Annotated in this window: 13 protein-coding genes and 1 pseudogene; 2 read left to right on the forward strand and 12 right to left on the reverse strand. The window is 40.6% G+C overall.

Translation table 11 applies throughout. From position 1 onward, the window contains the following. Positions 1-173 precede the first annotated feature (173 nt). A pseudogene (locus B3Y13_RS06055) lies at positions 174-1,794 on the forward strand (AMP-binding protein). Positions 1,795-1,959: 165 nt separating this feature from the next. Then, positions 1,960-3,192, forward strand: coding sequence for an adenylosuccinate synthase (gene purA / locus B3Y13_RS06060; protein ID WP_296693322.1), 1,233 nt, complete (start codon positions 1,960-1,962; stop codon positions 3,190-3,192). Between the two features lie 279 nt (positions 3,193-3,471). Here purA and B3Y13_RS06065 read toward each other — a convergent pair whose 3' ends face one another. From B3Y13_RS06065 to B3Y13_RS06120, 12 genes are all read right to left on the reverse strand, one after another. Continuing rightward, positions 3,472-4,311, reverse strand: coding sequence for a Cof-type HAD-IIB family hydrolase (locus B3Y13_RS06065; RefSeq protein WP_296669024.1), 840 nt, complete (start codon positions 4,309-4,311; stop codon positions 3,472-3,474). Positions 4,312-4,344: 33 nt separating this feature from the next. Beyond that, positions 4,345-5,928: a UDP-N-acetylmuramoyl-L-alanine--D-glutamate ligase gene (murD, locus tag B3Y13_RS06070; protein WP_296693324.1), complete on the reverse strand. Its 1,584-nt coding sequence runs from the start codon at positions 5,926-5,928 to the stop codon at positions 4,345-4,347. 144 nt (positions 5,929-6,072) lie between these two features. Continuing rightward, positions 6,073-7,203 (reverse strand): D-alanine--D-alanine ligase family protein, encoded by a 1,131-nt coding sequence (locus tag B3Y13_RS06075; protein ID WP_296669021.1) that lies wholly within the window; start codon positions 7,201-7,203, stop codon positions 6,073-6,075. 8 nt (positions 7,204-7,211) lie between these two features. After that, entirely contained in the window at positions 7,212-8,927 is a 1,716-nt protein-coding gene (locus B3Y13_RS06080; RefSeq protein ID WP_296693326.1) for a Mur ligase family protein, read from the reverse strand. Between the two features lie 132 nt (positions 8,928-9,059). Next, positions 9,060-9,665, reverse strand: coding sequence for a hypothetical protein (locus B3Y13_RS06085; RefSeq protein ID WP_296669018.1), 606 nt, complete (start codon positions 9,663-9,665; stop codon positions 9,060-9,062). Between the two features lie 813 nt (positions 9,666-10,478). Further along, positions 10,479-11,456 carry a GDP-L-fucose synthase family protein gene (locus tag B3Y13_RS06090; protein WP_296693329.1) on the reverse strand — a complete coding sequence of 326 codons (978 nt, stop codon included), beginning with the start codon at positions 11,454-11,456 and terminating at the stop codon, positions 10,479-10,481. Between the two features lie 24 nt (positions 11,457-11,480). Continuing rightward, positions 11,481-11,696, reverse strand: coding sequence for a type II toxin-antitoxin system HicA family toxin (locus tag B3Y13_RS06095; protein ID WP_296693331.1), 216 nt, complete (start codon positions 11,694-11,696; stop codon positions 11,481-11,483). Beyond that, positions 11,697-11,897, reverse strand: a complete 201-nt coding sequence (locus B3Y13_RS06100; RefSeq protein ID WP_296021693.1) for a type II toxin-antitoxin system HicB family antitoxin — start codon at positions 11,895-11,897, stop codon at positions 11,697-11,699. 55 nt (positions 11,898-11,952) lie between these two features. Next, positions 11,953-13,026 (reverse strand): GDP-mannose 4,6-dehydratase, encoded by a 1,074-nt coding sequence (gene gmd, locus B3Y13_RS06105; protein ID WP_296693334.1) that lies wholly within the window; start codon positions 13,024-13,026, stop codon positions 11,953-11,955. Positions 13,027-13,222: 196 nt separating this feature from the next. Further along, a complete protein-coding gene (locus tag B3Y13_RS06110; protein ID WP_296689700.1) occupies positions 13,223-13,621 on the reverse strand; it encodes a putative toxin-antitoxin system toxin component, PIN family in 399 nt (132 codons plus the stop codon). Beyond that, positions 13,618-13,875, reverse strand: coding sequence for a hypothetical protein (locus B3Y13_RS06115; RefSeq protein WP_296021713.1), 258 nt, complete (start codon positions 13,873-13,875; stop codon positions 13,618-13,620). The genes B3Y13_RS06110 and B3Y13_RS06115 overlap by 4 nt, the downstream gene beginning before the upstream one ends. A 214-nt stretch (positions 13,876-14,089) precedes the next feature. After that, complete coding sequence (locus B3Y13_RS06120) at positions 14,090-14,359, reverse strand: type II toxin-antitoxin system RelB/DinJ family antitoxin (RefSeq protein ID WP_296693336.1); 270 nt, start codon at positions 14,357-14,359, stop codon at positions 14,090-14,092. Positions 14,360-14,392 lie beyond the last annotated feature (33 nt).

Raw genomic sequence — 14,392 nt, forward strand, 5'->3', positions numbered from 1 at the left:
TGCTTGACACGGCAATCTTGCAAAAAAAGTGCAATAGATTATCGGGTCAAGCCCGATAACGACATAAAATCATAAAACTCGAAGTTTGGGCTAAATAAGTTTTTCTGCAACCTTTAAAAAAAATTCGTGTCTAACTAGGAGGATGCACATTAAATATAATTTTAGGACTAAAAATGAACTTTTACAAAGATTTCGTTCAGGACGAAACAGTATACAGTAATTACGAGGATTTAAAGAAAAATTTTAAACTTAAAATTCCTGCAAATTTCAATTTTGCCTACGATATTGTAGACCGCTATGCGCAAACTGTTCCTTCAAAACTGGCAATGGTTTGGTGCGACGACACTCTAAAAAGCCATTACTTTACTTTCAGCCAAATTTCGGAACGTTCAAAGCAAACTGCTGATTTTTTGAAGTTCCACGGAATCAAAAAAGGCGACACAGTTATGCTTATTCTGCGCCGCCGCTACGAATTCTGGTTCTTTCTGCTTGCTCTGCACAGAATCGGAGCAATTGCCGTTCCTGCAACAAACCAGCTTTTAACAAAAGACATTGAGTACCGAACAAATGCCGCCGAAATCAAAATGATAGTTTCGTACGAAGATGAGGAGGTTCAGACAAGAATTGAATCTGCCCTCAAAAATTCACCGACAGTCAAAAATGTTGTAACAGTCGGAAAAAATCGCGACGGCTGGCTCAATTATTATGACGAAATTGAAAATTTTAAGGCCAGAGATTTTGATTCAGAAAACACCCGCCCGACAGAAAACAGCGACACAATGCTCGTTTACTTTACTTCCGGCACAAGCGGAAACCCAAAAATGGTTCAGCACAACTTTACCTACCCTCTTGGACACATTGTTACTGCTAAATACTGGCAGAACGTTATGGACGGAGGACTTCATCTTTCGGTCGCAGAAACCGGCTGGGCAAAGGCTATGTGGGGAAAACTCTACGGACAGTGGATCTGCGGTTCTGCGGTAATGGTTTACGATATGGCAACTTTTTCGCCATCAAAAACAATCGAAATTATTTCAAAATACCGCGTTACAACTTTCTGTGCGCCTCCGACAACTTTCCGCTTTATGGTTAAAGCCGACATAAAAAAATACGACTTGTCAGCCTTAAAGCACATTGTGACGGCAGGCGAAGCCCTTCCTCCAGAACTTTACGAGAAAGTATATNNNCGAAATGCACGAGGCATTTGGCCAGACAGAAACCACCGTTCTTGCAGGAAATTTTCCCGGAATGAAAATAAAACCAGGCTCAATGGGCAAGCCTGCTCCTGGCTATGATTTGGAAATTGTCAGGTCAGACGGAACAAAATGCCCTCCAAACGAAGAAGGCTCTATTGTCATCCATCTGCACGGTCAGCGCCCGACAGGACTTTTTTCCGGCTACTATAAAAATGAAGAACAGACAAAAAAAGCATTTAACGGAGACGACTATTACACTGGCGACGTTGCATATTACGATGAAGACGGCTACATTTGGTTTATAGNNNACTACAGAATAAGTCCTTTTGAAGTAGAAAGCGCAATTCTTTTGCATCCAGCGATTCTGGAATGTGCAGTAACTGGCATTCCAGATGAAAAACGCGGCCAGGCAATAAAAGCAACCGTTGTTTTAAACAAAGGCTTTGAACCTACAAAAGAGCTAAAACTCGAGCTTTTTGAGTTTATAAAGTCAAAAACGGCGGCATACAAACATCCCCGCATAATCGAATTTGCCGAAACCCTTCCAAAAACAATTTCTGGCAAAATCCGTCGTGTAGAACTGCGAGAGAAAAACTGATTTTAAGCGGCGTGCAGAAAAAAACAGCACAGGCTTTTCCTGCTACGTCTATTTAATGTCTTGTTTAATTGAATAAGAACTTTTTTTATGATAAAATTAGTGCCGTTTGTGAGAACCCTTGCAGAGGCGACACAAATTTAGTTTTTTGTTTTGCAGGAGCTTTTTATGAAGGTCGTTGTAATTGGTGCCCAGTGGGGTGATGAAGGAAAAGGCAAAATCGTTGATTACCTTGCCGAAGATGCTGAATACGTTGTTCGCTACGCAGGCGGTCCAAATGCAGGTCATACAATCGTAGTTGACGGAAAACAGTTTGCGCTTCATCAAGTTCCGAGCGGAATTCTTTATCCAAACAAATCTGTATTTTTAGGCGCTGGAATGGTCATCGATCCAGAAGCACTTTTTAACGAACTCCAGATGCTCAAAGACAACGGAATCAACTGGGAAGGACGTGTTTTTATTTCTGACCGTGCACACATTATTCTTCCACGCTACCGCCAAATGGACAAAGATCGCGATTCTCAGCGCAAACGCCCGATTGGAACAACAGGCCGCGGAATTGGAATCGCCTATTCAGAAAAAGCACAGCGCGACGGCATTCGTCTTGCAGACCTCGACTGGAAACAAAAAATGGATGAATTTGAGGGCGAAGATTTAGAATTCATCAACAAATACAAAGATCAGCTTATAAAAATGCGCGTTGACCTTACTCAAAAAATGTACGAATACCGCAAAAGCAACATTCTTTTTGAAGGTGCGCAGGGCGCAATGCTCGACATTGATTCAGGAACATATCCTTATGTTTCTTCTGGAGCTTCATGCTCTGCTGGCGCTGCAACAGGTTGCGGAATCGGTCCACATGATTTAGACAAAATCTTAGGCGTCTTTAAAGCTTACGAAACTCGCGTAGGAAACGGTCCAATGCCGACAGAATTCAATGATTCGGACGAAGCAGAAAGCGAGCTTTGCCGCAAAGTACGCGACACTGGACGTGAATACGGTGTAACAACAGGAAGAGCACGCCGTTGCGGTTATCTCGACCTTGTCGCATTGCGCTATGCCTGCCGTGTAAACTCAATCGACAGCCTTGTTTTGACACATCTCGATATTTACGATCCAATGGAACAGATTGAAGCCTGCATTGCCTACGACATCAACGGAAAAATCGTGACAGACTTCCCGGCAAATGTTGAAGACATGGAAAACGCAAAACCAGTTCTCCAGAAATTTACAGGATGGAAAAAATCCCTCAAAGAAATCCGCAAATATTCAAAACTTTCAAAAGAAGCGCGCGAATATGTTGAATTTATCGAAGACTACTGCAAAACTCCAGTCGGAATAATCTCCGTAGGATACGAACGCGACGAGACATTCATCCGCAAAAATCCTTGGAAAAAATAATTAAGTATTGACAAACCATAAAAAAATGGGCGTCCAAAGATAGAAATTGTCTTTAGACGCCCATTTTCGTTTTAAATACCCTTAATTTCGAGTTTTATAATTTAATGCCATCATCGGGCTTGAGCCGATAATCTTCTATTGAAAAGTTCCGACAAATTCCTAACCGAGTTTGCTACGTAAATATCGCAGTGTCGCAGCACGGAAATGGCTCTTAAATGACTGTTCCTTTCAAAATTCGACATTCTGGCTAAATCATCAAAAATCTTAATTACAAAAAACTTACAGAATATATTTTTCTATAAAATCTGCAACACCGTCATCATTGTTTGTTTTTTCCGTCACAAAATCCGCAATACTTTTTATGTGCTCGTTTCCGTTCACCATTGCAACTCCGTAACCGCATTTTTCAATCATGCTTTCGTCATTCATGCTGTCGCCAAAGGCAAGAGTCGTGCTGTGGTCAATGCCTATAAAAGAAGAAAGCCATTCAATCGCCTCGCCTTTTCCACAATCCGGCGGCAAAATTTCCAAAAAATAAGGTTTGCTCGTAAAAATTACAGCTTTTTCACCAAGGCTGGCCTTCAATTTTTTTTGCAGTTCCTGAATTTTTTCAGGTTCTCCAGGAATCAGCATTTTAAAAAATGAATTCTGGTTCTCAAGCAAAAATTTTTCAAAATCTGGAGCTTCCTCTCCATTTAATCCGCACATTCTGACATCGCGCAAGGTCCAGTCCGTCTCCTTGCTGTAAAAAACCTTGCCGTCAGAATAAACTTCTGTTTCAAAACCTTCTTCAACAGCAATTTTATGCGCTTCCAAAAGGACTTCGCCACTCACAGTTTTTTTGTAAATCTGAATACGCTTGTGCATGTCAAAAATAGAGCAACCGTTTATTGCAATTACATATTTTCCGCTTTCCAAGGCAGCAATATTCAGTCTGCTTACAAAAGGCTTGATTCCGTCTTCTGCCCTGCCAGAACACAAAACAACGTAAATTCCGCGCTGGGCGCATCGCTTTAAGATTTCTGCATTTCTGTCACTTATCTTGCGCTCGTCGTTTAAAAGAGTGTCGTCCAAATCAAGGGCGATAAGATTTACATGCAGTTTTCCAGTATTTTTCATGGCTATTTTTTTTCTCCAGGACTTGTATTCCGTCTATATAAAAATCTCGCGGACTTTCGCCTTAAACTGATTTCCGCGATCAAATTCGTTCATAAACATTCCAAAACTCGTAGAGCCCGGACTAAAAACCACAACTTTTTCACCGGAACAATTCTTTGACAAAATATCGGTTTTTAGAGACTTGAGCATTTCGTCAAGATTTTTAAAAGGTCCGTTAAACGAAATATTCGCCCTGTTAAAATCGCAGATCATCTTGTCGCTGGCGCTTCCTTCAAGCATATAAATCGAAGAAGGTTTAAAAGCCGTACTTTTAGAAATCGCATCGGCAACAGGACTTAAATCAAGCCCCTTGTCCGTTCCGCCAGTCAAAAAAACAACAGGTTTTCCAAAAGCCTGGGTTGCTTCCGCCGCCGCCTCAGGCACAGTCGCCGCGCTGTCGTTGTAAAACCTAAAGACACAGGAATTTCCCGACTTATATTTGACCGTGTACGAATGAAAAAATTCAAGACGGTGTTCAATTCCGTGCCATTTTCCCAAAATCTCGACAGTCTGCTCAGGAGCAACACCCATAAGCTCAAGAACAAGGGCGGCGTTTAAAACATTAAGACGCATATGTTTGCCAGGAACAACAAGCTCCTTCAAAATTGTATCGGTTGTTTTTCCGTGTCCTTGCGCATAACGGCTCAAAAGTTTTTCCGGCAGACGGCAGATTCCATTTCCATTCTTATCCTGCCATACGCCAAAAACGCCTTCCGGCAATTTTGACTTAGAATATCTCAAAACCTGGGCCTTTGTCTCTTTTGCAAAAATATTTCCCCAGTTGTCAATCAAAGTTCCGCCGTCACAAGCCGCATCATCATCAAAATCAAGAATCGTAAAGTCCTTCTTAGTCTGGTCAGCATAAATCAGCTTTTTGTCAGCGACATAGGCAAGCATCGAATGATAAAAATTCTGATGGTCAGGCATAATTTTCGTAATAATCGCAATGTGCGGTTTTAGAGCTTTTCTTCCGTGCAAGTCGGCAAGCTGCCAGCTCGAAAGCTCAAGCACAACAGGAGTAGTTCCGCTCGTTTTTTCAAGAAAAGTCAGCGGACTTACAGTAATATTTCCGCCAAGAAACGCCTCAAAACCAGCTTCCCTCAAACCATAGTAAATCGCGCTCACAGTCGAGCTTTTTCCCTTAGAACCGGTAACCGCAATAATCGGCGCCTTAGTAAAATGCAAAAACAGGCTGATGTCCGTTTCAATCGCCTTTGCAGCAGCCAAAAATTTATTTCCGTCGTATTTTACGCCAGGATTTTTAATTACACAGTCCGCATTTTCAAAATCTTCGATTTTATGCTCGCCAAGACGGTAGGTCAGCCGGTTTTTATCAAGTTCCCGGTCTTCCGAAATCGATTTTATTGTCGGAGCAAGCTGTTCAGCCGTCTTCATGTCCGTAACAAGAACGTAAGCCCCATGTTTAAGCAAAAAACGCACGCTCGCTTCGCCGCCACCGTTGAGCCCAAGTCCCATAACAACAACGTGCTTTCCGGCAATGTCCTCGATTTTGTCAAAAAAACAGCCTTCCGGATAAATTTTCGGAACAGGAGGAAGAGGTTCATTCAAATCAGCCATTTTTTGTCTCCAATAAAATTTTTAAGACGGGCGTTTCCTGCCAGTTTTGGCAGGCCGCGTGTTGCGTGGTTTCATTCCGGCGCAAAGCCCCGGAACGGCACAGCCGCCACTCCACCCGCTAACGCAGAATTTTTTCTAAAAAAATCAGCGCGATGTCTTTAATTTAGAAGCCGCTTCAAATTTTGACAGAGCTTCGTTCATCAAAAGTTCAGTCAGCGCAGTAAAATCAAGCCCAAATTTTGCGCACATCTTCGGGAACATCGAAATTTGCGTAAAACCAGGCATTGTATTTATTTCGTTCAAATAAATTTCAGAAGAATCCTTGTCCATAAAAAAATCAACACGGCTCAATCCGCACAAATCAAGCGCAGCATACGCTTTTTTTGCCAAACTCCGAATTTCTTCCAGCTTATCTTCTTCGAGCCGCGCAGGAATCAAAAGCTCAGCGCCGTCAGGGTCATTGTACTTTGCGTCATAATCATAAAAATCATGCTTAGGAGCAATTTCTCCAGGGCCATAAGCCGTCAAAACCTCAAAACTTTTCTGTCCATCACAGATTGTAGGATTTCCAGTTACAGAACATTCAATTTCGCGGGCATTTACAGCCTTTTCAATAAGAATTTTATCGTCCCAATCAAAAGCATCAATAATTGCGCTGTTCAAATGACGCAGGTCAACGGCAAGATTAGCTCCGTCAGAAGAACCTGCAGAACAAGGCTTCACAAACATCGGAAAACCAAGCTTTTTTTGGGCGTTCTCCAAAATTTCATCGTATTTTTTCCAGTCAGCAAGGTCGCTTCTTCTTACGCAAATTCCAGGAACAACAGGAATTCCGGCATTTTCAAGCACAGCTTTTGTTTTTTCTTTGTCCATCGTAATTGCAGAACCCAAAGGACTGCATCCGACATAAGGAACGCCTATCATTTCAAAAAGCCCCTGAATCGTTCCGTCTTCGCCAAAAGTTCCGTGCAAAACCGGAAAAACCACATCGCACGGAATTTCGCATCCGTTTACGACAAAGGCTCTTTGTTTTCCACCGCCAGGAATTGCAAAAACCTCATTTATTTTGTCTTCGGTTATTTCAAAATGAGATTTTTCATCGTTTCTGATTCTTTCAAGCTCAGTTTCCGGCTGCAAAAACCATTTTCCGGTCTTTGTAATTGCAATCAGGGTGATTTTATGTTTTTTGTCGATATTTCTAGCAACAGAAGCCGCAGAAACCAGAGAAACCTCGTGTTCGCCAGACTTTCCGCCGTAAATAACAGTCACATTCATTTTATTTTTTATCTCCCATAATTCGCATTGTAGCCCATTTCTGCAAGGGCCTTTTTTGCTTCAGAAATTTCATCGTAAGGATGAGGTCCGTCTTTATAAATGATTGAATTTTCATGGCTTTTTCCAAGCAAAAGAACAATATCATTTTTTTTAGCCATTTTAAAAGCCTGACGAATTGCCGACGGACGGTCAGCAGTTATAAACAAATCCTTATTCAAAACTTTGCCCTCTTTTTTTGCACCAACAGCAATCTGCTCAAGAAGAGCAACACTGTCTTCACCTCTCGGATCTTCATCAGTCAAAATCACAACGTCGCAAAAACGAGCGGCAATAGCGCCCTGCAAAGGACGTTTTTTTAAATCGCGTTCGCCGCCAGAACCAAAAAGACTTATAATCTTTCCAGAAGCGCGTCTTTTTAACGGCGGAAAAATAGTTTCAAAACTAGAAGGAGTGTGGGCGTAATCCACGATAACTTCAAAAGGCTGGCCTTCGTCAATTTCCGTCATACGGCCTTTTACAGGCACAAGTTCAGAAACTTTTTCTGCAACTTTTTCGAGCGGGGTCGAAGTCAGACGGCTAACGGCAATCAAAGACGCCATAATATTGTATGCGTTAAAAGCACCAGGAAGAGAAGCCTTGATATGGATTACGCCTGCGGCAACAGGTTTTGAATTTTTATCGACAAGATTCGGCTCAACAATGCTAAACGAAAGCCCATAAGCCGCGCTCGCAATGTTACGGCCAACAAGATAAGGAATAGAAGGAGGAACTGGAGGAAGCGGCTTTTGTTCTTCAAGACCAGCGACAGCCTGTTTTCCGGCCTTGCCTTCCGTTGTAAAGCCAATAACCGGCTGTTTTGTAGCTTTTATAAAGAAAGAGGCAGATTCGTCCTCGAGATTTACAATTCCAAAAGAAGGAACAGCAACTTTTTTTCCTAGAATAGTTTTTTGGTGAGAATTTTCGTCAAGTTTTCTAAAAAGATTAGCCTTGTCGTCGCGATACTGCTCAAAAGTTTTATGAAATTCAAGATGCTCGAGAGTAACATTCATAAAAACACCACAGTCAAAATCAATATTTCCAGTACGGTTGAGCTTAGGAGAAAGACCATGGCTTGAAGTTTCGATTACAGCGTATTCACAGCCGTTCTGAACCATTTGAGCAAGATAATTTTGAATTACAGGAGCTTCAGGAGTTGTAGTATGCTGAGGATTAGCAAGGGCTTCACCGCCAACAGAATACTGAACGGTAGAAATAAAGCCAGTCTTATGACCGTTAAGACGCAAAAGCTGCCAGATAAAACTTACAGTTGAAGATTTGCCTTCAGTGCCAGTAACACCGATAACACCGAGTTTTTGAGAAGGATAATCAAAAAAACAGGCTGCAACAGGCGCCATAACCTTACGGCTGTCCTTTACGCGTAAAAAAACAGGTTTATTCTTGGAATTTTGAAGGGCATTCTGAATTTCCAAAGCCGTTTTTTCATCAAAATCGTCCTGAAAAATAACAGCCGCCGCACCTTTTTTAATGCAGTCACTGATAAAAATATTACCAGTAGTATGAGTTCCCGGAAGCGCAAAAAAAAGCGACCCCACAGAAACATCGCGACTGTCAAAAGCAAGGTTAGAAATTACACAGTCCGAAGAAAGGATACATCCAGTTTTTCCGTCACCTTCCACGGAAATATAGTCAAAAGAGCCCAAAAGCTCCGAAAGATTCTTAGCCATAATATTTTTATTTTACCGCTAAGAAATGGTTTCTTCAATGGGAAAAATAAAGTTGAAAACCAAAGAAATGCGTGTGCAAAAAAACGGCTTCGGCAACAAAATGTTACCAAAGCCGTTGAGTTACAAATAATATCAAGAATCCAAATTGAAATCAGTACTGTACGACAGTTTCTTGTTAAGAAGAGTCAGTATTATAATTACTAAAATCACAAAATAAACCAGAACCACGAGAAATAATATCGGCATCTTAATCAAATTAAAAGCAGTAAGACCTCTAAGATAAAAGCGACTATATACAATAGCCAGCAAAAAGTTAATCGCAATATCGCAAAACATCGACTGTTCTTGAAAAATTGCCTGTTTACATTCAGAGAATTTTTTATATGCAAATTCATTATTTTTCCGCTCTGCAATTCTTATAGCATTTTCAACAGAAAGATTTTCTTTTGCATTAGAAATATATTCTTTTTTCCAATGTGCCAAAGCAATCCTGCAAATTCCACCTATTATGATTTTTACACAAAAACATATAAGCGTCCCTAAAAACACTAATCTGACTAATGATTCAACACATTCTATTCTATGTTTATCAAATGAAAAATAAAACAAAATCAAATTTTCTTGAGCAGCAAGGACTGAACTAATGTCAAAAACTATGGCTATCGAAAGAAATTTGATAAGATAAACAGGTTTATTAAAAACGTCTTTTATATTGTTAAAAAGGTCGGTTATTTCCAAAAATATTTTCTCCTTAAATCTACTCTTCTATTGCTGATAGAATCGGCAACATAATATAAAAAGAAATCAAAATGCCATCAAAAATCACTTTTCAAATATCAAAAGTATTTTATTTGTGTCATTAACGGAAAATCCATTTTTTTTATAAAAATTTATTAGTCTTTCAAAGTTTAATGCACAATTTCCACAAGGTATAGCTTCACCCGCAATATATCTAATTTTTCTTAAATATTTTAACATCTGATACGACTCTGTTTCTATAAATTTGTTATACTCGATAATGATATCCACAATGCAGCCCCTGCAAATCCTTTGTGTTGATATTCTACCGGAGTTTCCAGCATAACAAGTTTACAATAGCCACATATCAAACTAAAACTAAAGCAATAATTATCTTTAGCAGTACAAGTTTCCAATTACCATTTTTTAATATTTTTATCCCGTCCAAAGTTTCAACTATAAAAGAAGGATGAATACAATCATTTTTTGAATAATCAGGATATATAGGCAATATGCAAGTCATATAAAAAGAAAATGATTTTCCACTATATTTTTTTATCAATTTCAACTGAACACTAGACGACAGCGGCTCAAGAACAAGTTTTCTATATGCATATTCATTTGAACTATGTTTTAAATTATTATAATTACCGACTTCAACCAAAATATTTTATGATTTATTTCTCCCAAAGATTTTCATCAAACAACCATCTAATACAATAAAAGAAAACAACAATTAAATATATAAAAAAGGCTTCGGTAACTAAACAATATCGAAGCCTTTTACTTTTATTTTGCTAAAAAAAATGATGTTTACTTTCGCACCTTTCCATGCAGAAAGTCGTCATAACTGATTTCAATTCCCTTGCGGACCTCGACTTTTGCCTTCCAGCCGAGGTTGTTCAGGCGGGTTACATCGCAGAGTTTTCTTGGAGTTCCGTTCGGTTTTGAGGAATTCCACTCAATCCGGCAAGTTCTTCCGTCTTTTGCGACATCAGCATAAACAACCGCTCGGATTGTCTCGGCAAGCTCCCTGATTGTCAGCTCCTTTCCGGTTCCAACATTCACGAAGTCTCCAGTCGGAGTTCGCAAATCTTCTGCGTTCTTGTTTTCCATAAGGTAGACAACCGCATCCGCCAAGTCGCCTGCAAAAAGGAATTCGCGCAACGGAGAGCCGTCGCCCCAAAGGTGAACGACATCCTCGCCGCTCGCCTTTGCCTCGTGAAATTTCCTAATCATCGCAGGGAAAACGTGGCTTCCAGCAAGCTCATAATTGTCGCCGATTCCATAAAGATTCGTCGGCATCACAGAAAGGAAGTTTGTTCCGAACTGCTTGTTGTACGCCGTGCAGAGCTTTATCACGCTGATTTTTGCAAGAGCGTAAGCGTCATTCGTAGGCTCAAGCGGACCTGTAAGAAGAGACTCTTCCTTTATCGGCTGCTCAGCCATTTTAGGATAGATGCAGGTCGAGCCGAGGTTCATCAGCTTTTTTACGCCGTTTTTGCGCGCCGCCTCAACGACATTGAATCCAATCACCATGTTCTGATAGATAAAATCCGCAGGATAAGCTGAATTCGCCCCGATTCCGCCAACATGAGCCGCAGCAAGAAAAACGTACTCCGGTTTTTCTTCCTCAAAGAATCTGTTAACATCCGCCTGATTCAGAAGGTCAAGCTCGCTGTGAGTTCTTGTAATGATATTCGTATAGCCGCGCGCCTGAAGTTCACGGAGAATCGCACCGCCGACCAGTCCGCGATGTCCCGCTACGTAAATTTTTGATGATTTTTGCATTTTTATTAATCCTGATAAGCTTTATTAAAATCCGAACAAAGACTTTTCAAGTTTTGAAGCCCTGATTATAGAATAAAGTGTTCCGATAGGCAGCTGATTATTTCCGTGGCAAGGCACAATTGTTGTCGCGCCAAGTTCCGCATTATGCCACTTCTGATGCGAGCCTTTTTGTCCGATTAATACAAATCCATTGTCCTTCAAGATACGGACAATTTCTTTTGAAGACAGTCTGACCGGCATCTAAATAACCATCTGCAGCACTTTTGATTCGGCAGGCACTTGAAAATCTGACGGTTCAAAGAAAAGTTCCGCAGCTTCCTTGAAATTTTCAGAAGCTTCCTCCAAAGTCGCTCCGCATGAATTTATTCCAGGAAGCTCCGGGCAATATGCCGCCCAAGAATTAACAGCGTCGTCGTATTCCAACACAACCCTTAATGTCATTTTTAGCCTCCTATTTTTCATTAATATTAACATGCGGAAAACGAAATGACAAGAATTACCTTTTGTGCAGAGTCCTTTCCTTTTCAACGTAATCAAGGTCGTGCTGCATCATTATGTGCACAAGCTCCCTGAACGATGTCTTTGTAGGATTCCAGCCGAGGGTTTTCTTTGCCTTTGTCGGGTCGCCAAGAAGTGTCTCAACTTCCGCCGGGCGGAAATATTTCGGGTCAACTTCTATAAGACATTCGCCTGTAGCCTTGTTATAGCCCTTCTCGTTAACACCTTCGCCCTTGAACTCAATCTCGATTCCAGCCTCTGCAAAAGCGCACTTGCAGAATTCTCGGACAGAATGCTGCTCGCCTGTCGCAACAACAAAATCATCCGGCTTTTCCTGCTGAAGAATCAGCCACATACATTCAACGTAATCCCTTGCGTATCCCCAGTCGCGGAGCGCGTTCAGGTTGCCAAGATAAAGACGCTTCTGGTATCCCTTTGCAATACGGCTTGCGGCAAGAGTGATTTTTCTTGTGACAAAAGTTTCTCCGCGGCGTTCCGACTCATGATTGAAAAGAATTCCGTTTGAACAGAACATTCCGTAGCTTTCACGGTAGTTTTTCATAATCCAGAATCCGTACAGTTTTGCAACGGCATAAGGCGAGCGCGGATAAAACGGCGTGGTCTCTTTCTGCGGAACTTCTTGAACAAGCCCGAACAGCTCGGATGTAGAAGCCTGATAAATCCTGCAAGTTTTTTCCATTCCAAGGAAATGAACCGCCTCAAGAATGCGAAGAACGCCTGTCGCGTCAGTGTCCGCAGTAAATTCCGGTACCTCAAAAGAAACCTGAACATGGCTTTGAGCTGCAAGATTGTAGATTTCATCCGGCTTGATTTCACGGATAAGACGTATCATGCTCTCGCTGTCGGTAAGGTCGCCGTAGTGAAGATAAACCTTGCGGTTCTTGTGCATATCCTCAATCAGGTCGTCAATGTAAAGATGCTCAATCCGGCCTGTGTTAAACGACGAGGAACGGCGGATAATTCCGTGAACCTCATAACCTTTGTCCAAAAGGAATTCCGCAAGAAACGAGCCGTCCTGCCCGGTAATCCCAGTGATAAGCGCTTTTTTCATTTTATTCTCCTATGAAAAATGAGATGTGTATTTCTAAAAATTAGCTGACGACAACAAAAATGACCTGCCGGAAATGTGGCAGGTGAATGGGAGAGAGAAAAAATTATTTTTTGTGTAAAAATTTACAAGTTAATGTTTATTTTCAAAACAAATCGGAGTGAGAACCTATTGCATTTTGTAAAACAGAGGTGAAACTTTATTCCTTCTTTATAAGAAAATCCAATAACATTTTTGGTGAAAATATCAAGGGATTCTCTATATCTGCTTCCAAAAAGTCTTTGTCTCCCGAAAGAATTATATCTGCGTTATTAAATATTGCATCGCTCAGAACTGGAATATCTTTTTTATCCCTTAAAGTTCCAAACTGTTTTTCTGTACTTTTACAGAATTTTATTGGCAATGTATGATACAGTTCATAAATTGTGCTTGCCTTATCTGGCCACTTTAATTCGAGTTTATCTTTGAATTCCTTGTCAACATATTCAGAAACAAGAAGCTCAAATTCATTATCAAACAACAATTCAAAAAGTTTACCAGCCGTACCGCCAAAAACAAAGGCTGAAACAAGGACATTTGTATCAATAAAAATTTTCACTTCGCCCTGCTCTGTCTGAACTGTCTCATATCCTCAATCATTTCTGATTCGGAGTTCCATCCTTTATCTTCTTCAAAAAGAGATTGAATCTTTTTCAATGTGGCAGAAGGCGATGTTTTCGACAAAACAATGTTATTAGAAAACTGTCCGGGATTAGAAGTATTCTTTCTCAGAAGAAAATCAATAAAATCATTCACTTCTGATTTTAACTCATCTGTCAGAATATTATACTTCTCTAAAATTGCATAAGACATAAAAGCACCTCCTGTAAGACAAGAGCAATTAAAAGATAGCACAAAGTTTTTACCAAAGCAACGAAATGCTATTCTATTTACCAAACAAATCGGAGTGAGAGCCAGTTTCAACCAATACCAGAGTAAGCGTGCTTTTTGTCTTTCGATAGCAAAAAGCTTTTCTTTGCCAGCTTATATGATCTTTTGAACTGACTAGTCCAGATCACTTCATAAATCACTTGTCCAAGTCCGCCCACATTTTTTCCATGTCAGTATAGCGAGTTGTTTCTTTTGAATTCTCCAATTTTTTTGCCTCCTCAACAGCTGAAAGCAGTTCCTTGGAATNNGGATATTCAACTTTGAACGGAAGCCCATTACGCAAAACAGACTGGCGGAGAAAAAGAGTTATAGCCTGAGACAAAGAAAGCCCCAATCCTTCAAAAAGAGGAATAACCTCAGATTTTAACTGTGAATCAATTCTTATGTTTGTCGCTGTTGTACTCATATTAAACAAAATAATACAAAAAGTTGCATTTGT

The sequence above is a fragment of the Treponema sp. UBA7567 genome, assembly GCF_002476655.1.
Lineage (GTDB): Bacteria > Spirochaetota > Spirochaetia > Treponematales > Treponemataceae > Treponema_D.

What these genes read in the sequence shown, in the direction of transcription:
- purA (WP_296693322.1), top strand. Translation starts at nt 1,960, where the DNA reads ATGAAGGTCGTTGTAATTGGTGCCCAGTGGGGTGATGAAGGAAAAGGC.
- B3Y13_RS06080 (WP_296693326.1), bottom strand. Translation starts at nt 8,927, where the DNA reads ATGGCTAAGAATCTTTCGGAGCTTTTGGGCTCTTTTGACTATATTTCC.
- murD (WP_296693324.1), bottom strand. Translation starts at nt 5,928, where the DNA reads ATGGCTGATTTGAATGAACCTCTTCCTCCTGTTCCGAAAATTTATCCG.
- B3Y13_RS06115 (WP_296021713.1), bottom strand. Translation starts at nt 13,875, where the DNA reads ATGTCTTATGCAATTTTAGAGAAGTATAATATTCTGACAGATGAGTTA.
- B3Y13_RS06100 (WP_296021693.1), bottom strand. Translation starts at nt 11,897, where the DNA reads ATGACATTAAGGGTTGTGTTGGAATACGACGACGCTGTTAATTCTTGG.
- B3Y13_RS06065 (WP_296669024.1), bottom strand. Translation starts at nt 4,311, where the DNA reads ATGAAAAATACTGGAAAACTGCATGTAAATCTTATCGCCCTTGATTTG.
- B3Y13_RS06090 (WP_296693329.1), bottom strand. Translation starts at nt 11,456, where the DNA reads ATGCAAAAATCATCAAAAATTTACGTAGCGGGACATCGCGGACTGGTC.
- B3Y13_RS06095 (WP_296693331.1), bottom strand. Translation starts at nt 11,696, where the DNA reads ATGCCGGTCAGACTGTCTTCAAAAGAAATTGTCCGTATCTTGAAGGAC.
- gmd (WP_296693334.1), bottom strand. Translation starts at nt 13,026, where the DNA reads ATGAAAAAAGCGCTTATCACTGGGATTACCGGGCAGGACGGCTCGTTT.
- B3Y13_RS06075 (WP_296669021.1), bottom strand. Translation starts at nt 7,203, where the DNA reads ATGAATGTGACTGTTATTTACGGCGGAAAGTCTGGCGAACACGAGGTT.